18 protein-coding genes are annotated in these 18,639 nt (G+C 69.8%); 11 read left to right on the top strand and 7 right to left on the bottom strand.

Annotation, left to right across the window (positions count from 1 at the left end):
- Positions 1-24: 24 nt before the first annotated feature.
- Entirely contained in the window at positions 25-2,466 is a 2,442-nt protein-coding gene (locus K2Z83_RS24035; protein WP_220597715.1) for a hypothetical protein, read from the bottom strand.
- Positions 2,467-2,653: 187 nt separating this feature from the next.
- Between K2Z83_RS24035 and K2Z83_RS24030 the strand changes: the two genes are divergently transcribed.
- From K2Z83_RS24030 to K2Z83_RS24020, 3 genes are all read left to right on the top strand, one after another.
- Positions 2,654-2,863: a hypothetical protein gene (locus K2Z83_RS24030; RefSeq protein WP_220597714.1), complete on the top strand. Its 210-nt coding sequence runs from the start codon at positions 2,654-2,656 to the stop codon at positions 2,861-2,863.
- Between the two features lie 27 nt (positions 2,864-2,890).
- Positions 2,891-4,165, top strand: coding sequence for a threonine ammonia-lyase (gene ilvA, locus K2Z83_RS24025; RefSeq protein WP_255604472.1), 1,275 nt, complete (start codon positions 2,891-2,893; stop codon positions 4,163-4,165).
- A gap of 73 nt (positions 4,166-4,238) precedes the next feature.
- Positions 4,239-5,612, top strand: a complete 1,374-nt coding sequence (locus tag K2Z83_RS24020; protein WP_220597726.1) for an FtsW/RodA/SpoVE family cell cycle protein — start codon at positions 4,239-4,241, stop codon at positions 5,610-5,612.
- 106 nt (positions 5,613-5,718) lie between these two features.
- On the opposite strand, the gene K2Z83_RS24015 is transcribed toward K2Z83_RS24020, so the two are convergent.
- The 4 genes from K2Z83_RS24015 to K2Z83_RS30185 form a co-directional block, all read right to left on the bottom strand.
- Positions 5,719-5,952, bottom strand: a complete 234-nt coding sequence (locus K2Z83_RS24015) for a hypothetical protein (protein ID WP_220597713.1) — start codon at positions 5,950-5,952, stop codon at positions 5,719-5,721.
- Positions 5,953-6,021: 69 nt separating this feature from the next.
- Positions 6,022-6,396: a DUF4352 domain-containing protein gene (locus K2Z83_RS24010; RefSeq protein ID WP_255604470.1), complete on the bottom strand. Its 375-nt coding sequence runs from the start codon at positions 6,394-6,396 to the stop codon at positions 6,022-6,024.
- A gap of 107 nt (positions 6,397-6,503) precedes the next feature.
- Positions 6,504-6,866, bottom strand: coding sequence for a hypothetical protein (locus K2Z83_RS24005; RefSeq protein WP_220597711.1), 363 nt, complete (start codon positions 6,864-6,866; stop codon positions 6,504-6,506).
- Between the two features lie 81 nt (positions 6,867-6,947).
- On the bottom strand, positions 6,948-7,067 hold the full coding sequence (locus tag K2Z83_RS30185; RefSeq protein ID WP_370650272.1) for a zinc-ribbon domain-containing protein: 120 nt from the start codon (positions 7,065-7,067) through the stop codon (positions 6,948-6,950).
- Positions 7,068-7,305: 238 nt separating this feature from the next.
- On the opposite strand from K2Z83_RS30185, the gene K2Z83_RS24000 reads away from it, so the two are divergent.
- The 8 genes from K2Z83_RS24000 to K2Z83_RS23965 all read left to right on the top strand — a co-directional run bounded on the left by K2Z83_RS24000 (position 7,306) and on the right by K2Z83_RS23965 (position 15,508).
- Positions 7,306-8,031 (top strand): transposase, encoded by a 726-nt coding sequence (locus K2Z83_RS24000; RefSeq protein ID WP_220597710.1) that lies wholly within the window; start codon positions 7,306-7,308, stop codon positions 8,029-8,031.
- Between the two features lie 351 nt (positions 8,032-8,382).
- On the top strand, positions 8,383-10,011 hold the full coding sequence (locus tag K2Z83_RS23995) for a peptide chain release factor 3 (protein WP_220597709.1): 1,629 nt from the start codon (positions 8,383-8,385) through the stop codon (positions 10,009-10,011).
- Positions 10,012-10,147: 136 nt separating this feature from the next.
- Positions 10,148-10,861: a TMEM175 family protein gene (locus tag K2Z83_RS23990; protein WP_220597708.1), complete on the top strand. Its 714-nt coding sequence runs from the start codon at positions 10,148-10,150 to the stop codon at positions 10,859-10,861.
- A 233-nt stretch (positions 10,862-11,094) separates the two neighbouring features.
- Positions 11,095-11,763 (top strand): RNA polymerase sigma factor, encoded by a 669-nt coding sequence (locus tag K2Z83_RS23985; protein ID WP_220597707.1) that lies wholly within the window; start codon positions 11,095-11,097, stop codon positions 11,761-11,763.
- The gene (locus K2Z83_RS23980) at positions 11,760-12,026 is read left to right on the top strand and encodes a zf-HC2 domain-containing protein (protein ID WP_220597706.1); all 267 of its coding nucleotides are present in this window, start codon (positions 11,760-11,762) and stop codon (positions 12,024-12,026) included. Before K2Z83_RS23985 ends, K2Z83_RS23980 begins: the two co-directional genes overlap by 4 nt.
- 476 nt (positions 12,027-12,502) lie before the next feature.
- Complete coding sequence (locus K2Z83_RS23975; protein ID WP_220597705.1) at positions 12,503-13,069, top strand: SIS domain-containing protein; 567 nt, start codon at positions 12,503-12,505, stop codon at positions 13,067-13,069.
- Positions 13,070-13,171: 102 nt separating this feature from the next.
- Positions 13,172-14,749 carry a phosphoglycerate dehydrogenase gene (gene serA / locus K2Z83_RS23970; protein ID WP_220597704.1) on the top strand — a complete coding sequence of 526 codons (1,578 nt, stop codon included), beginning with the start codon at positions 13,172-13,174 and terminating at the stop codon, positions 14,747-14,749.
- Between the two features lie 144 nt (positions 14,750-14,893).
- A complete protein-coding gene (locus tag K2Z83_RS23965; protein WP_220597703.1) occupies positions 14,894-15,508 on the top strand; it encodes a DedA family protein in 615 nt (204 codons plus the stop codon).
- Here K2Z83_RS23965 and K2Z83_RS23960 read toward each other — a convergent pair.
- Entirely contained in the window at positions 15,498-16,703 is a 1,206-nt protein-coding gene (locus tag K2Z83_RS23960) for a sugar MFS transporter (RefSeq protein WP_220597702.1), read from the bottom strand. The genes K2Z83_RS23965 and K2Z83_RS23960 overlap by 11 nt on opposite strands.
- 22 nt (positions 16,704-16,725) lie before the next feature.
- Positions 16,726-18,576: a glutamine--fructose-6-phosphate transaminase (isomerizing) gene (glmS, locus tag K2Z83_RS23955; RefSeq protein WP_220597701.1), complete on the bottom strand. Its 1,851-nt coding sequence runs from the start codon at positions 18,574-18,576 to the stop codon at positions 16,726-16,728.
- Positions 18,577-18,639 lie beyond the last annotated feature (63 nt).

The following is an 18,639-nucleotide window of genomic DNA, read 5'->3' as shown; positions in this document are numbered from 1 at the left end:
TGTGAGGCGATACCGCATGGTACACTACTTTGCCCCGCCATCGCGCAGGGCCGCGCTGCGGCTGAGGGCGCGGCGCAGGTCGATCGGCCAGGCCTCAGCCTCGGCGGCGAGCTCGGCGAATGCAGCGTCGCCGGGGAGCCAGCGCAGACACTCCAGGGCGGTGCGGCGCAGGTAGACAACGCAAGGGTCATCGGCGGCGCAGCCGGCGAGGCTGAGGCCGGACAGCGGCGGCGGCAGGGCGAGGTCGATAAGCTGGCCGCGCCCAACCTGGCGGGCGACGGCGAGCAGGGCCGGGCCGAGGGGCGTGCCATCCAGAGCCATGGGCGGCGCGCCGCCGACGATCCAGGCCAGCGAGCGCAGCGCCTTCGCCTTGATCAGCGGGTCGGGGTGGTCGGCGAGCTGCCCCGCCAGCCAGCGCAGGCTGCCGGGGTCGTGGGCGCGCACGCGGCCGGCGAGGTAGATCAGCTGGCCGATGGCGGCGTCGCTCAGGGGCGGCGGGTGGCGCAGCAGGTGGCCGATCAGGGCCGCGACCCGGCGGGCGTCGCAGAGGGTGAGGGCGTCGGCGGCGGTGCGGATGAGCGCCTCCCCATCGTCGGGGCGACCGGGGGGCGGCGGCGCGGTGATCTGGCGCATGAGGAAGAGCATGTCGTGGCCATCCGCCGCCAGATCCGCCAGGGCGATGAGGGCGATGATGCGCGCCTCCAGGGGCGTGCTGGGGGCCTGGATCGCCATGCGCAAGCTGGCCTCGGCGCCCTCGCCGGCGGCCACCCAGGCCAGCAGGGCGGCCTTCGTCTCCGGGGCGACGTTCTGCCACAGCGCGGCGCCGGCGGGGTGGGTGGGCGGGCGGAAGAGCATCAGGTTGCGCAGGCCGAGTGCGGCGCTGAGGCGGACGCTGGTGTACTCATAGTCGAGCCGGCGGGAGATGGCCGGTCGGATACGCTCGCAGGCCAGGCGAAGCAGCGCGCGCACGCTGGTGGCATCGGGCAGACAGCCGAGGGCCTCGGCGATCTGGGCGCGGCGCAATCCCGACGGCTCGCGGGCGGGGTCGGCCCAGGCGGCGCAGGCGTCGAGCAGGGCGCCGCGCTCGCGCGGGGCGAGCTGCTCAAACATGCCCCGGGGGAGGGCCTGGATGCAGCGGGCGAGCATCACCATGTAGAGCCCATTGTTGGTGGAGCGCGCGGCCTGGACGATGCGCTGCAGCGGGGTGTGGTCGGAGAGCATCCCAGACATGTCGATCAGCACCGCCTCCCAGCGGGCCTGACGATCGACGACGGCGCACTGCGGCAGCAGATCGGCGAGCGCCTCGCCCAGATCCGCGCGCTGGAGCAGAGCCAGGGCGGCGCAGTAGGCGCGCTGTCCGGGGCGCCGGAAGGTGGCCCGCCGCCGGTCGACGTCGTGGAGCATACCTGCGGCGCAGAGCTGGTCGTAGAGATCCTCCAGGCTGTAGCTGCGCTCGCGGCGGATCGCACCGAGGATGGCGAAGACCTGGTTAATGTCGAGGGCCTCATCGGGCTGCCAGCTTATCGTCCAGGCCAGCGCGATCAGGCTCTGGCGGGCGACGTCGCCGCGCTGAAAGTTGGCGGGCAGGCCGGCGATCTGGGACTCAAGGCTGTCCTGGAGCAGCTGATTGCGGGTGAGGGCGCCGCTGTGGCGGTCCTCAAAGCGCTGGAGGATGTCGGCGAGCAGGGGCGGCAGGGCGGCCAGGTCGAGCAGCTGGGCATCGAGGATCTGGCCGAAGCGGGCGTTAGCCTGGGCCGAGCTGCCCCGCCGGGCGCGCAGGTAGCGCAGCACCTCGCGCCCGCTGAGGTACTTGAGCAGCAGCAGCCGCGCGCGCGCGGAGAGCGCCGGCGGCAGATCCTCGTACCGACAGCTGAGCACAAATCGGTGGGCGGCCATGTGCGGGTCGCCCAGAAGGTCGCGCAGCTCGCTGGCGAGCCCGTCGCGCAGCTGGCGCTGGACGCCCTCAAGGCCATCGAGGATAAAGACGATCCGGGCTCCGATCAGGGCGGGCCCACCCCGCGACGTGGACTGGGAGAGCAGGTCGTCCATCGCTGGGGCGAGGGCCGGCACATAGGCCCCGGCAGCCTCGGCGATAGTGCGGCACAGCCGCCGGCCGCCGGCAGGCTGCGCCGCGTAGCGGGCCAGGTCCACAAAGATCGGGGCGCCCCGGGCGGGGCGCTCGGCGAGCTGCCAGGCCAGCCGGCGCATTGCGCTCGTCTGCCCAGAGAAGGGCGGGCCGAGGATGGCGAGCAGGCGATGATCATCCTGGGAGAGTGCGGCGTGCGCGGCGGCGACCGCGTCCTCGGCGGGGGGGGCATCATCGGCCTGGCTGAGGACGACGCCCCACGGCAGACCGGCCGGAGCCTCGACCGCGCTGATCGGAATGTAGTCGCTGGTGTCCCAGCGCTGAAACTCCGGGTCGTCGCGCAGTGCCTGGCAGTGGCTGAGCAGAGTCTCTCCCGGCATAGGGCATCCTTCTGGCAGTCATGCGATGCCCCATTATACTAGAGCGCCGGCCAGAACGGGTACGCAGCCCCTGCAGCTCCTGAGCAGATCGCATGCGATCTGCGACAGACGCGGCGCGGCAGATGGTACAATACGTGCAGCGTGGGGGGCGCGACGAAGCGCCCGCACGAGCGACAAAGGAGCAGCTATGCTAAGCATCGACCAGATCATCACCCATATGGAGCGCGAGATCGCGCAGGACCGGCTGGAGGGCCGACGCGAGGAGCTGCGGCAGCTCCAGTACGCCGCCGGCATCCTGATGCGCGCGGCCGAGGGCGCGGGCGACAAGGACAGCGCCCGGCGATTCCGCCTGGTGGCCTCCCAGGCGGCCAACGTGCACGAGGAGCTGGGGGATTAATGTTAAATGCTGAATGTTGAATGCTGAATGTCGGCATTCAACATTCAGCATTCAGCATTCAACATTATGTATATGAGCCTACCCGTCACCCTCGCAGACATCCAGGCGGCGCGGCGCACCCTGCGCGACATGATCATCGCCACGCCGCTGCTGCCCGCCGCGCGCCTCTCATCCGAGCTGGGCGCCACCATCTGGTACAAGGCCGAGAACACCCAGCACAGCGGGTCGTTCAAGATCCGCGGGGCCTACAACACGATCATGCACCTGAGCGCCGAGGAGCGGGCCTGCGGGGTGATCGCGCCCTCGGCGGGCAACCACGCCCAGGGCGTGGCCATGGCCGCCCAGCTCACCGGCGTGAGGGCCGTGATCGTCATGCCCGAGCGCGCCCCGCTGACCAAGGTCGTCGCCACGCGCCGGCTGGGCGCCGAGGTCATCCTGCACGGGGCCAGCTTCGACGACGCCGTGGCCCACGCCCGCATGCTCCAGCAGGAGCGCGGGCTGACCTACCTGCACGCCTTCGACCACCCGCGGGTGATCGCGGGCCAGGGCACGATCGGCCTGGAGCTGGCCGAGGCCCTGCCGGGGATCAACCTGCTGGTGGTGCCGATCGGCGGCGGCGGCCTGATCGGCGGGATCGCCATCGCGATCAAGGCGCTCTGCCCCGACGTGCGGATCGTCGGCGTGCAGGCCGCCGGCTGCGCGCCGGTGCCCGCATCGCTCAGCGCCGGCCAGCCCGTCAGCGCCAGCGCGGCCAACACCATCGCCGACGGCATCGCCGTCAAGCGGCCGGGCGAGCTGACCCTGCCGATCATCCGCGAGCTCGTGGACGACGTGGTGACGGTCGAGGAGGACGAGATCGTGCTGGCGATCGCCCACGTGCTCCAGAACAGCCGGCTGGTGGTGGAGGGCGCCGGGGCCGCCGGCGTGGCCGCCCTGATGGCCGGCAAGGTCGGGCTGCGCCCCGGCGAGACGGCCGCGACCATCCTGTGCGGCGGGAACATCGACCCGACCCTGCTGACACGGGTGCTGCAGACGGCCATGGTTCACCAGGGTCGCTACCTGCTGCTGCGCACGATCGTCGAGGACTGGCCGGGCAACCTGGCCCGCCTGATCAGCACGGTGGCCGCCGCCGGCGCGAACATCGTCGAGGTCTTCCACCGGCGGGCCGAGTGGCACCTGCCCGTCACCAAGGTCGGCGTCGAGCTGGTGCTGGAGATACGCGGCGAGGATCACGCCCAGGCGGTGATCGCCCGCATGGCCGAGGCGGGCTACACGTGCCAGCGGGACGTGGCCGAGTTTTAATTTTAAATGTTGAATGTTGAATGGTGAATGCCGGACATTCACCATTCAACATTCAACATTCAGCATTCCTACTATGCTCCAGCGTCTGCGCCAATTTCGCGGGGTCGAGTTCCAGCTCCTGATCACGGTGCTGCTCTTCTTCGGGGCGGGCTACCTGCTGGTGGTGGCGGCCACGCAGCAGCGGGAGTTTGTGGCCACCGTGCCGGGGGTGCTGAGCATCCTCTGGCCCTCGGCGCTGCCGCTGCTGCTCTTCATCGGCATCTCGGTGGGCCTGAGCTTCCTCAGCCCCGACGCCGACCAGGTGCTGCTGCCGCTGGTGGCCCTGCTGGCCGGGCTCAGCCTGATGCTCACCTCGCGGCTCGACCCGAGCCTCCAGGCGCTCTACGGCGACACTTACGCCGGCGTGGCCGCCAAGCAGTCGCTCTGGGTGACGATCGGCGTGGCCGTGCTGGCCCTGATGCTCTTCGTGCCCTGGGACCAGCTCTGCATCCGCTGGCTGCGGCTCTCGCTGATCGACGTCCTCGACCACTACCGCTACATCTGGCTGGCCGCCGGCATGCTGCTGATCTTCGCCACCTTCGTCTTCGGCGTGGACCCGAACGGCAGCGGGGTGAAGGTCTGGTTTAACTTCGGGGCCTTCCTCTTCCAGCCATCGGAGCTGCTAAAGATCATCCTGGTGATCTTCATGGCCTCGTACCTGAACGAGCACCGCGAGGTGGTCTCCTCGGGCTACCGGCTCGGCCCGCTGACCCTGCCGCCGCTGCCGTACCTGGTGCCGATCATCGGCATGTGGGGGCTGGCGATGGCGACGATCGTCTTCCAGCGCGACCTGGGGGCGGCGCTGCTGCTGTTCGGGGTGTTCCTGGCAATGCTCTACACGGCCACGGGGCGGGCGCTGTACGTGCTGGCGGCGGTGCTGGCCTTCGGCGTGGGGGCCTACGCGCTCTACCAGATCCTGCCGGTGGTCTCGCTGCGCGTAGAGATCTGGCTGGACCCGTGGGCGGTGGCGCAGGGCTACGGCTACCAGATCGTGCAGGGGATCTACGCCCTGGCCTCGGGGCAGATCTTCGGGGCGGGGCTGGGGCTGGGCGTGCCGGCGATCGTGCCGGCCATCCACACCGACTTCATCTTCACGGCGATCGGCGAGGAGATGGGCCTGGCCGGCACGCTGGCCGTGCTGATCGCCTACGTGCTGCTGATCTTCCGCGGCTTCCACATCGCCCTCTCCATCCCCGGGCGCTTCCGCGGCTTCGAGCAGCTGCTGGCCGTCGGCCTGACCACGATCATCGCCGTGCAGACGATCATCATCATCGGCGGGAACCTGCGGCTCATCCCGCTCACCGGCATCACCCTGCCCTTCATCTCCTACGGCGGCTCCTCCGTCCTGATCAACTTCCTGATCATCGGCCTGCTGATGCGGATCTCGGCGGCGACGAAGCGGGGGTAGCGCGCTTGTTGTAGGTGCTGACTTTCGGCTTCAGTGATGCGGGGTTTCGTTTGCAGTAAATCACTACCTGTCCCTATGGTTACAAGGTGTTCAGATGTTGCCTCTGTCACCCGTCATGGCGCAGGCGCTGATAGGCGAACCAGAGGATTGCATACGACGCTACGGTACTCCCGGCTCTTTCCAGCGCTGTTGCTGCGCTCATAATCAAAGATTCCAGCGCTGGGGCGTCCAGGTCCCAGCCATACCGTTGGTTGGCCTCCTGTGCCAGCGGCAGCCAGCCCTCGATGAGTCGCTGGCGCTCCGTGGAGGGCCGGGATAGGGATGCGTTATCCATCATCATCACGCTCCTGCGGAGATGACGAGGCGGGCGACATCACGATGCCGCCCGCCTCGCCATCTCCGCACGTCGTTACGGCAGCTGGACGAAGACCTTCCCCGCCCCGAAGATATCGCCGTCGAAGATGAACAAGAGCCCGCTGGCGTCGGCCAGCACCTGGAAGCCCACCGGGCCGCGCACGGTCTCGCCTGGCGCGAGCTCGCCCTGGGGCGCCGCACCGCCGACGGCCATCGCGGCGAGCAGGTCGATGGTGTAGCGCCGGCCCTCGCCGTCCTTCAGGCTCATCTGGGCCAGGGTGGAGAGGTTGGCCGACTGAGCGCCCTGGTTGAGCACTAGGAGCTCGACGGCGATGAAAGTCTTGGTTAGCGCGAATAAGCGCTGGGTACACCTGGGAGCGTCGGTGGCCCCGCTCGCGACTGACGTCGCAGCGCGGGGGCCTCCGGCCAACCGCCCGCCGACGCGGGCGGTTCCAGCGTCGGCGAAGGCCGACGCCCGGCGCGCAGCGCCGCTCCGGCGCGACGTCAGTCGCCAGCCGGTGGGGCTTGACCCAGGACTTATTCGCGCAAACAAGTCTTGCCCGCCTCGGGCTTGGCGAACTGGGTGCCCTCCGGCTTGCTCCAGCCGAGCACGGCGAGGGCCACATCGCCCAACTGCACCACGTCGCCGACCGTGTACACCTGCGGCCCGCTTGGCGTGGCCGTCGCCGCCGGGGCCTCCATCGCAGCGGGCGCATCAGTCGGCGCCGGGTTGGTCGCGACCGCCTCGCCCACAAGGCCCGCCTCGGTGGCTGCTGGCGCGGCGGTGGCCACCAGGGTGGCCTCACGGCTGCGGCCGCCGCCCAGCGCGGCCCCGATCACCCCCAGCACGAACAGCGCCCCGATCAGGCCCAGGCAGCCCAGGCCAAGCTTCTTGAACATCGGTCGTCCCTTTCTGTGATGCAGACGTTTCCTGATCACAGTGTAGGGACAGGCCCAGGCGCAAATGCGCCCGGCAGGCGGCTAAAGCTCCAGGGTCGCGCCGCAGCCGGGGCAGAACTTCGCGGTTGCGCCAACCTCAGCGTTGCAGCGGCGGCAGGCCCAGCGCGGGCCAGGCGTCGCCGGTCGCACGCTATCAAACATCGCCGGCGTACGTGGCTGGCGCGGAGCCGCGAGGATTGAGGCGCTGGATGTCAGGGCGGGCGCTGGCGCGGCGGGCGGTGGGCTACCAGTTCGTAATGAGACGCTCCGTGACCTGGCTCTGGCATTTGGTGGTGAGGCTGGAGCTCGCCAGAGCGCTCGAAGTGCGATGCCTGCGAGCGGTGACACCCTGCTTCGACGCGCTCATGCCGCTTCCTCTCCCACCGTTCCACCACCTCGCGTGCTCGGCATCGATGACTTTTCCTTTCGCAAAGGCCAGATCTTCGGCACCATTCTCACCGATGGTGAGCGTCACACTGTGGGTGACCTCCTCCCCGACCGAACTGCCGAGACTGCTGCAGCCTGGTTAGAAAACCACCCAGGTATTGAATTGGTCACTCGTGATCGCTCGGCCGATTACCGCCGTGCGATCAGCATCGGCGCTCCGCACGCTATCCAGGTAGCGGATCGCTTCCATTTGGCCAAAAACGCGGGTGAGGTACGCGAACGGGTAATCCAGCGCAACCACCAGGGCTTACGCCTGGCAGCCAAGGCCATCGATCACGAGCGGGCTCAGCAGATGACTCCACCTACCGAAGCAGTACAGCCACCTCCTCTGCCTCATCCGCTCCCCCTGCCCAGCATCAAAACCAGCCCAGCACAACGATCACCAGCAGAACAGCGCCGGCTTGCCCGCTACGAGGAGGTGATTGCGCTGGCGAGCTTGGGGCTCGGCCCGAAGGCGATTGCCCAGCGGGTCGGGCTGACACGGCAGACGGTGGCGCTCTGGCTGCGGGCAGGAAGCTTTCCCGAACGGCCACCGTCACGGCCACGACGTATGAGTATCACGCCGTATGAACCGTATCTCCGAGAGCGTTGGCAAGCGGGGGAGCAGAATAGTCGGCAACTCTGGCGTGAGCTACGGGCGAAGGGCTTCACCGGAGGGTGCGCGACAAGGACGCAGTGATGGGAGCACTCAAGTACAAAGAGACCAACGGTCTGACCGAGGGGCACATCAACCGGCTCAAGCTAATCAAGCGAACCGCGTATGGGCGAGCGAGTAATGAGCGCCACCTACATCCCCGCCGCCCTGCGCGCCCTGCGCGAGAGGCTCGACCGGGCCGGGCTGTAGCCACCGCAACACTTGGCCGCGTTTACTACAACCAAAAGCCAGCACCTACCCTGCGGGCGCGCTATGCGTATGCGGTATACTGCGCCTGTTCATGGGTGCATTCACCCTGAGCACGCGCCGACACCGATCATCACGTGTGCCCTTCTACACGTGTGCTCTTCTGATTAGATAAAGCGTACCTACTCTATGACTGTCCTCGTACCCGAACCACGCGACGCAGACAGCGCCCTCCAGGCGCAGCTCGCTGCCGAGACGGCCCGCCGGCGCACCTTTGCGATCATCTCGCACCCTGACGCCGGCAAGACGACCCTGACCGAGAAGCTGCTGCTCTACTCCGGGGCCATCGATCTGGCCGGGGCCGTCCGCACGCGCAAGAACCAGCGCCACGCCACCTCCGACTGGATGGCCATGGAGCGTGAGCGCGGCATCTCGATCAGCTCCACCGTGCTCGCCGTCGACTACGCCGGCTGCCGCATCAATCTGCTCGACACTCCCGGCCACCAGGATTTTAGCGAGGACACCTACCGCACGCTGATGGCCGTAGACAGCGCGGTGATGGTGCTCGACGCCGCCAAGGGCATCGAGGCCCAGACCCGCAAGCTCTTCGAGGTCTGCCGGATGCGCGGGGTGCCCATTCTGACCTTCATCAACAAGCTGGACCAGCCCGGCCGCGAGCCGCTCGACCTGCTCGATGAGATCGAGCGCGTCCTGACGATCGGCGCGGTGCCGCTCAACTGGCCGATCGGCTCTGGAGGGACGTTTCAGGGCGTCTACGACCTGCCCGGGCGCCAGGTGCTGCGCTTCGAGCGCACGGCCCACGGCGCCCACCGCGCTCCCGCGCAGGTGGCAAGCCTGGACGACCCGGCCCTCGATGCGCTCCTCGGGCACGCTGCGGCTGGACGGCTGCGCGATGACGTGACCCTGCTCGACGGCGCCGGGGCGGCGTTCGACCAGGCAACGTTTCTGCGCGGCGCGGTGACGCCGGTGTTCTTCGGCAGCGCCCTGAACAACTTCGGCGTCGAGCCCTTCCTCCAGGCCCTGGTCGCCCTCGCCCCGCCGCCCGGCCCGCGGACGAGCGACCGTGGGCCGATCGACCCGGCGGCCGAGCCCTTCTCGGGCTTCGTGTTCAAGATCCAGGCGAACATGAACCCGCTGCACCGCGACCGCATGGCCTTTATCCGCGTCTGCTCGGGCCGCTTCGAGAAAGACATGTCGGTACACAGCCCGCGCCTGGGCCGCAGCATCCGGATGACCCGCCCGCACCGCGTCTTCGCCCGCGAGCGCGAGACGGTGGCCGAGGCCTTCCCCGGCGATGTGATCGGCGTGACGAACCCCGGCCTCTTCGCGATCGGCGACACGCTCTACACCGGCGCGCCGCTCCAGTACGCCGCGATCCCCCGCTTTGCGCCCGAGCGCTTCGCCGTGCTGCTGAACCGCAGCCTGGCCAAGCACAAGCAGTTTCACAAGGGCCTGGAGCAACTGGTGGAGGAGGGCGTCGTCCAGCTGCTCTACGACCCGCAGAGCATGCGCCGCGAGCCGATCCTGGCTGCCGTGGGCGAGCTCCAGTTCGATGTGGTGCGGGCGCGTATGGCCGCCGAGTACAGCGTCGAGACCGAGATCGAGCATCTGCCATACGTCGCCGCCCGCTGGCCGTCCTGCCCGCCCGCGGTGCTGGCCGAGACCCGCATTATCTCCACCATCCGCCAGCTGCAGGACTCCGCCGACCGCCCGGTGCTGCTCTTCAATAGCGACTGGGAGCTGGGCTACCTTGAGCGTGAGCAGCCGCAGCTTCAGCTCCGCGGCCCTGTGGGATGATGCCGATCCGCCCCTCGGCATGCGGCTTATCCAGCGGGGCTCTATCCCGAGCTCTATCGCACGATAGAGGCGGCAGGGCTGAGGTGTGCGCGATACTCAGAGCGATGAGGCAAGCCTTCGCATAAGAGGAGTCGCGATGACAACGCACACTGATGTCCGGGGCGGCACGCCGGCGATGGAGGATCACACCGGGCTGGAGCGGCTGGTCTTCTTTAGCGATGCGGTGTTGGCCATCGCAATCACCCTGCTCGCCCTGGAGATCCGGCTGCCGGCGGGCGAGTATGCCGACAACGCTGCGCTGCTGGCGGCCCTGCTGAAGCTGTGGCCGCGCTACCTGAGCTACTGCGTGAGCTTCCTGGTGATCGGCAGCTTCTGGCTGGGCCACCACCGCATGTTCCGCTACATTGTGCGCTACGACCGGCGCCTGCTCTCGCTGAACTTGCTGCTGCTGCTCTGTATTGCGTTCATACCTTTCCCGACCACGGTGCTGGGCGAGGCGGGGAACGCGATGGCGACGATCTTCTACGCGGCGACGATGGCAGCGACGGGGCTGGTGAGCTCGCTGATCTGGTGGTACGCCAGCGCGGGCGGGCGGCTGCTGGCCGCACCGATCTCCACCCGGGCGCTGCGGGCATCCTGGCTGCGCAACCTGACGACGCCGGCGGTCTTCCTGCTCTCGATCCCGCTGGCCTTCTTCAGCAGCGATCTGGCCCGGTACTCCTGGGCGCTGATCGCGCTGGCCTTTGTCGCCCAGAGCGACCAGGGCCGCGCCAGGCGCACGAGCGCTGCGGCAGGCGCGGCCGAGAAGGAGACTGCCAGCGATCAGCGGCGCGGCAGCCGCGCGCGATGACGTGACGGCATTGCGGTTCGGACATCGGCCTGCGCCGCCGCCCGACCCCCTGCCCCTCTCCCACCAGAGCCGTAGAGACGCCCCGCCGGGGCGTCTCTACCCGCTTTACGCTAGCCCAACCCCCAACCCCCAACCCCCAACCCCCAACCCCCAGGTGATGGTACAATGCAGCATCCACCCAACACCGGCTGCTGCGCCTACGGCACCGCGCGGCGCCACAGAGCGAGCGACGCATGACCACAGAGCCTAGCTTTGCCGAGGATGGCGCAGGCGACGAGCTGCGCCTGATCGCGGCGCTGCGGCGGGGCGACGAGGCCGCCTTCGTGGTGCTGATCGAGCGCTACCACACGCGGCTCGTCCGGCTCGCCCAGGCCTACGTCCCCAGCCGGGCCATCGCCGAGGAGGTCGTCCAGGAGACGTGGATGGGCGTGCTGAAGGGCATCGGCCAGTTCGAGGGGCGCTCCTCGCTGAAGACTTGGCTCTACAGCATCCTGACCAAGCGGGCGCGCACCAGGGGCCAGCGCGAGGGCCGCAGCGTGACCTTCGCCGACCTGGCCCGCGCCGACGCCGAGGGCGACGAGCCGGCGGTCGACCCGGATCAGTTCCTGCCGCCCGGCCACGAGTACGCCGGCTGGTGGAGCCGCCACCCGCAGAGCTGGGACGCGGTGCCCGAGAGCCGGCTGCTGGCACAGGAGACCCGGGCGAAGATCGACGATGCGATCAGCGCGCTGCCCCCCGCCCAGCGCGCCGTGATCACCCTGCGCGACATCGAGGGCTGGGCCTCCGGCGAGGTCTGCGAGGCCCTCGGCATCAGCGAGGCCAACCAGCGCGTGCTGCTCCACCGTGCCCGCTCGAAGGTGCGCGGCGCGCTCGCCGGCTATCTGTCGGAGGGATATCTATGACGTCTCAGCCACCCGTCCCGACGCCGGACGACCTGACCTGCCAGGAGCTGGTCGAGGCGGTGACCGACTACCTGGAGGGCGCGCTCGCGCCGGAGGACGCGGCGCGCTTTATGCGCCACCTGGACATGTGCCCGCCCTGCCACGACTACGTCGAGCAGATCCGCCTCACCATCCGCCTTGCTGGCGGCCTCCACGCCGACCGGCTGGCCGCCGGTGAGCGCGGCCAGCTGCTGGCGCTGTTCCGCGACTGGAAGCGCGCGTAGGGGCGCCGCCCTGGAAATGCATCCTGTCTTGCCCCAATGGGCCAGCGAAGCTGGCCCATTGGGGAAGGCAGGAAAAGATTGGTTAGCGCGAATACGCGCTGGGTAAACCTGGGAGCGTCGGTGGCCCCGCTCGCGACTGAAGTCGCAGCGCGGGGGCCTCCGGCCAACCGCCCGCCGACGCGGGCGGTTCCAGCGTCGGCGCAGGCCGACGCCCGGCGCGCAGCGCCGCTCCGGCGCGACGTCAGTCGCCAGCCGGTGGGGCTTGACCCAGCGCTTATTCGCGCTAACAAAAACTGATGGTGCTGCGGCGCGGCGTAGCCGCGCCGCAGCACCATCAGTGCCGCATGTGCCTGCTGGGCACAAATAACATCGGTGGGTGGGAACAGTGGTATCATACGGCCTCATTCGCCCGACGATGATGTAGGGGCGAGGCGCACCGGGCCGGCCGGGGCGCTTCGCCCCTTGTGGTGCCCACGATGCCTACGCTCTTTCGCGACCAGCTCGACGAGAGCCGCGCCGTCTTCCATGCCTTCGCCGCCCAGGCCGACGCGGCGGACGCGATCTGTCGCCTGGCGGCGGACGCCCTGATCGCCGGGCGGACCCTGTTCACCTGCGGGAATGGCGGCAGCGCCACCGACGCCATCCACCTGGCGGAGGAGCTGGTGGGCCGCTACCGGGCCACGCGCCGGCCCTTCCCCGCCGTCTGCCTGAACACCGATGTCGGCGCGATCACCTGCATCGCCAACGACTTCGGGTTCGAGCAGGTCTTCGCCCGCCAGCTGGAGGCCCTGGCTCGCCCTGGGGACCTGCTCGTGCTCTTCAGCACCAGCGGCGGCTCGCCCAATATTCTGGCCGCCCTGCGCGCCGCCCGCGCCCTCGGCGTAACCAGCATCGCTATGCTTGGCAAGGGTGGCGGGGCCGCCCGCGAGCTGGCCGACCACGCCCTGGTCGTGCCTAGTGAGAGCAGCGCCCGCATCCAGGAGGTTCACACGCTCATCCTCCACGCGATCTGCGAGGAGCTTGAGGGGCGGGTGGTGGGGTAAGGCCAGGGTACAGCGGATAGGGCACAGGGTAGAGGCGCAGCGCATCAGCAACCAGCAATCTGCAATCTGCAATCTGCAATCTGCAATTCAAGGGGCAATCTTATGGATCGTATTCTTGTCACTGAGAAGATCGCCGACGAGGGGGTCGCCGTGCTGGGCCGCGGGGCCCAGGTTGACGTAAAGCTAGACCTGGACAAGGCCGGGCTGCTGGCCGTGATCGGGGAGTACGACGCCCTGGTGGTGCGCTCGGCCACGAAGGTCACCGCCGAGGTTATCGAGGCCGGCGCGAAGCTGCGGGTGGTTGGCCGGGCCGGCACCGGCGTGGACAACATCGATGTGGACGCCGCCACCCGCCGGGGCATCATCGTGGTGAACGCGCCGGCCTCCAACAACGTGGCGGTGGCCGAGCTGACGATCGGCCTCATCCTCGGGCTGGCCCGCCAGATCCCGCAGGCCCACGCCTCGCTCCAGGGCGGCAAGTGGCAGCGCACCAAGTTCGTCGGCTGGGAGGTGCGCGGCAAGACGCTTGGCCTAGTCGGGCTGGGCCGGATCGGCTCGGAGGTGGCCCACCGCGCCCGCGCCATGGAGATGACCGTCCTCGCCTTCGACCCGGTGGTCTCCTTCGACCGGGCTGAGCAGATGGGCGTGGAGCTGGTGACGATGGACGAGCTGGCGGCGCGCAGCGATGTGATCTCGATCCACGTGCCGCTGACCGACGGCACCCGCAACCTGTTTAGCGCCGCGCGCATCGCTCAGATGAAGCCGGGCGCCTACCTGCTCAACGCCTCGCGCGGCGGGATCGTCGATGAGGCCGCGCTGGTCGAGGCGATCGACGCGGGCCGGCTCGGCGGCGCCGCCCTGGATGTGTTCAACGTCGAGCCGCCCCCGGCCGACAGCATGCTCCTCGGCCACCCGAAGATTATCACCGTGCCCCACATCGGCGCATCGACCGCCGAGGCCCAGACCTCGGCCGGGACGGATGTGGCCGAGGGCGTGGTGGCCGCCCTGTCTGGGGCCACCCCGCGCTACGCGGTGAACGCGCCCTTCGTGGCCCCCGAGGCCTGGAGCGTGCTCCAGCCCTACCTCGGCCTGGCCCGCAGCATGGGCTCGCTGATCATGCAGCTGGTGCAGGAGCCGGTGCGCGGCTACGAGATCGAGTACTGCGGCGAGCTGTCCCACGTGGACACGCAGCCCGTGCGGCTGGCCGTGCTCCAGGGCCTGCTCTCGGCCAACAGCTCCGAGCGAGTCACGCCGGTGAACGCGCCGCTGATCGCCCGCGACCGCGGCATGCGCATCAGCGAGCGCACCAGCCCCGACGCCGAGAACTACTCGGGACTGCTGGTCATCCAGGTGCAGACGGCCGACGCGCTGCGCACCTTCAGTGGCACGGTGCTGCGCGGCGAGCCGCACATTGTCCAGTCCGACGGCTACTTTGTGGACTTTGTGCCCCAGGGCTCGCTGCTGATCACCTACCACCGCGACCGGCCGGGCATGATCGGCCGGGTGGGCATGCTGCTCGGCGAGGACGATGTGAACATCTCGGGGATGTACGTGGGCCGTCAGTCGCCCCGCCAGAGCGCCATGATGGTGCTGACCCTCGACGAGCAGGCCTCGCCCGATGTGCTGGAGCACATCCGCGCCCTCGACGATATCGACCAGGCCTACAGCGTCACGCTGTAGAGTCCTCGGACGAGAGAGGCCAGAAGGGCTCCGCCCTTCTGGCCTCTCTCTGCATGTTGAGCGTGTTGCCGTCCTCATCCTGGCTTTAGGCTGGCGCGGTAGACTATAGCTGGGTTCGCCATCTCAGCATCATCGGAGCGCATCATGATCCAGCAGCTTATCAGCCACTACGGTCTTTTTGCGATCGGCGGCTTGATCTTCTTCGAGAGCCTCGGGCTGCCGCTGCCCGGCGAGACCGTCCTGCTCATAGGGGCCGCCGCCGCGGCGCAGCATGTGCTGCCGATCGGGGCGGTGATTGTGGTGGCCGCGCTATCCGCTGTCGCCGGCGGCATGTTTGGCTACGGGGTCGGCCGGCGCTACGGGCTGGCCCTGATCGCCCGCTACGGCGCCCGGCTCGGCGTGACGGCGGCGCGGCTGGAGTCGGCGCAGGCGATGATGCAGCGCCACGGCCCGAAGGCGGTCTTCCTCGGCCGCTTTGTGGCGCTGCTGCGCGTCATGGCCTCGTTCCTGGCCGGCGCGGGCAACATGCCCTACGGCCAGTTCCTGCGCTACAACGCCCTCGGGGCCATCTCCTGGGCCGCGCTGATCGGCGGGCTGGGCTTCCTCTTTGGGGGGCAGCTGCCGCTGCTTGAGCTGTGGCTGGGCCGCGTGGGCTGGGCGACGGCCGGCGCTGTCGCGCTGGCCGCCCTGATCGCTGTCGGCTGGGCCGGCTGGCGGCGGCGGGCGGGCGCGGCCCACGATCATCTCTTCACGCGGTAGGCGTCGCCTCTGGCCTGGGCGCCCCGCCGGTGCCGCGCAGGGCCACCGCGCCGGTGGCGAGCATTGCCAGGGCGCATGCGAGCACCACGCTAATCATGGCCTGGGGGCCGTAGCTCGCCAGCAGCAGCCCGAGGAGCGCCGGCAGCACCAGGCCGCCGCTGTTGCCGAGGCCGATGGCCAGCCCGGCCGCCCGGCTGTCGCCCCGCGCCGCCGTCGTGATCAGCGCGAGCACCGTCGGGAAGACCGGCCCGCAGGCCAGCCCCAGCAGCAGCACGCCGGCCAGCGATCTGCCGGGCGCGCCCACGCTCAGGGCCAGCATGAGCGCCCCGGCCGCCAGGCCGGCCAGGGCCGCCAGGAGTAGCCCGCGCGCCGAGGCCTGCATCCCCAGGGCCGCCCCCAGCACCCGCCCGCCGGTGAGCGCCAGCCAGAACGCCGATGCCATCAGGGTCGCGTCGGCCAGGGCCATGCCCGCGCTCCGCTGCATGTAGACCGTCACCCAGCCGCCGAAGCCCACCTCGGTGCCGGTGTAGATCAGCAGCAGCAGCCCGAGCATCCAGACCGGCGAGGCCATCTTGGGCCCGCCCGCCTCGTCGGCCCCGCCATGCCCGCCCGCCGGAGGCGATCCGGCCAGCCAGAGCACCAGCGGCGCCAGAGCCAGGATCAGGGCGCTGCCCGCCCAGAGCGCGGCCTGCGGCAGGCCCAGCCGCTCGCCGGCCTGGCCCACGATCACCGGGCCGATGATCGCGCCGACCCCGAAGAAGACGTTCGCCCCGTTCAGGGCCGTCGCGCTGCGCGCCTCGAACATGCGGGCCACGAGCACGTTGCCCGCCGCGATGACACCGCCGAAGCCGACCCCGGCGACCCCGGCGGCGGCGAGCATCACCGCCAGGCTCGTCGCCAGGGTCAGCCCCAGCATCCCGCCGCCCATCAGGGCCATGCCCGCCGCCAGCACCCCGCGCAGCCCCATGCGGTCGGCCGCCGGGCCGAAGCCGACCTGCATCACCACCACGCCGCCCGAGAACGCGGTGAAGATCCAGCTCAGGCTCGCGAGCTCCTGCCCGGCGCGCTGGGCGAGGAAGGGCAGGCACGGGCCCACGCTCGCCAGCATCGTGCCCGAGGCCAGGAAGACGCCGCAGGCGAGGGCGAGCGTGCGGATCGCGCCCTGCGCGGGTGCGCCGGTGGTGTGTGTTGACATTGTTGCTCCGATGTGGCTACGATCACTCGACGGTGACGCTCTTGGCCAGGTTGCGCGGCTGGTCCACGTCGCAGCCCCGGCGCACGGCCACCTCGTAGGCCAGCAGCTGGAGCGGGATGACGGTGAGGATGGGCTGGAGCAGGGGCAGGGTGAGCGGGACGCTGATCACGTGGTCGGCCTTCTCGGCGAGCAGGGCGTCGCCGGGGCTTCCGATGGCGATCACCTGTCCGCCGCGGGCCCGCACCTGCTCGATGTTGCTGAGCATCTTCTCGTAGATCCCGTCGCGCGGGGCGATGCAGATGACGGGCAGGCGCTCGTCGATCAGGGCGACTGGGCCGTGCTTCATCTCGCCGGCGGGGTAGCCCTCGGCGTGGATGTAGCTGATCTCTTTGAGCTTGAGGGCACCCTCCAGGGCGATCGGGTAGTTGGCCTGGCGGCCCAGGAAGAGGGCGTTGCTGGCGTGCTGGTAGCGCTCGGCCAGCTCGACGCAGATCGGCCCCGCCGTCTCCAGCACCTCGGCGACCTTGCCGGGCAGCTCGATCAGGGCCTGGAGGTGCGGGCGGATCTGGGCGGGCGTGAGCGCGCCGCGGGCCTGGGCCAGGCGCAGGGCGAAGAGGTAGCTCGCCGCGAGCATTGAGGTGAAGGCCTTGGTGGATGCCACACCGATCTCGGGGCCGGCGTGCAGGTAGAGCGGCCCGCCGTCGGCCACGCGGGCGGCCTGGCTGCCGATCGCGTTGACGATCGCCACGCTCGGCACGCCCTGGGCCTGGGCCTCCTCCATCGCCGCCAGGGTGTCCGCCGTCTCGCCGCTCTGGCTGATCGCCAGGAGCAGGGCGTCGCCGCCGAGGACCGGCTCGCGGTAGCGGAACTCGCTGGCGTAGTCCACCTCAACGTGGACGCGGGCCAGGCGCTCGATCATAAACTTGGCCACCAGCCCGGCGTGCCACGCCGTGCCGCAGGCGGTGGCGTAGATCCGGCCCACCCGGCGCAGGGCGGCGTCGTCGAGATGCAGGTCGTCGAGGAAGACCTGGCCGGCCTCCTGGTCGATCCGGCCGCGCAGCGCGTCGGTGAGGGCGCGGGGCTGCTCGGCGATCTCCTTCTGCATGAAGTGCTTGTAGTCGCCCTTGGCCGCCGAGACCGGGTCCCAGCTGATCTGCACCGGGCTGCGGGTGACGGCCTCGCCGCTGAGCCGGCTGATGCGGGCGCCCGCGCTGGTGAGCACGGCGATGTCGCGGTCCTCCAGGAAGATCAGGTCGCGGGTGTAGTCGAGGATGGCCGGGATGTCCGAGGCGATGAAGGTCTCGCCCTCGCCGACGCCGATCACGACGCCGCCGGCGTTGCCGAGGCGGGCGGCGACGAGGGTGCCGGGCTCGCGGACGCTCATAGCCACCACGGCGTTGCCGCCGCGCAGCTCGGCCATCGTCAGGCGCATGGCGGCCTCAAGCGAGCCGGCCTGGGCGTAGTGGTGGCCGACGAGGTGGGCGATCACCTCGGTGTCGGTCTGCGAGACGAAGGTGTGGCCGGCCTCGACGAGGCGGCCCTTCAGCTCCAGGTAGTTCTCGACGATGCCGTTCTGGATGACCACGATCTCGCCGCTGGCGTCGCGGTGGGGGTGGGCGTTGGCCTCGGTCACGCCGCCGTGGGTGGCCCAGCGGGTGTGGCCGATCCCGGTCTGCCCGGCGGCCGGCTCCTGGGCCAGGCGTGCCACCAGGCTGCCGAGCTTGCCCACGCTGCGCCGCAGCTGGAGGCCCGCGCCCTCAGAGAAGATCGCGATGCCGGCCGAGTCGTAGCCGCGGTACTCCAGGCGCTGCAGCCCGCCGACGACGACGTCGGTGGCGTTGCGCTGGCCGATATATCCGACGATCCCACACATATGGTTTGCTCCTTAGATTGCAGATTGCAGATTGCAGATTGCAGATTGCAGATTGCAGATTGC

Source organism: Oscillochloris sp. ZM17-4, from assembly GCF_019599295.1.
Lineage (GTDB): Bacteria > Chloroflexota > Chloroflexia > Chloroflexales > Chloroflexaceae > Oscillochloris.
Note: the sequence above shows the minus strand (reverse complement) of the source record. Positions and strands in the feature narration are given on the sequence as shown.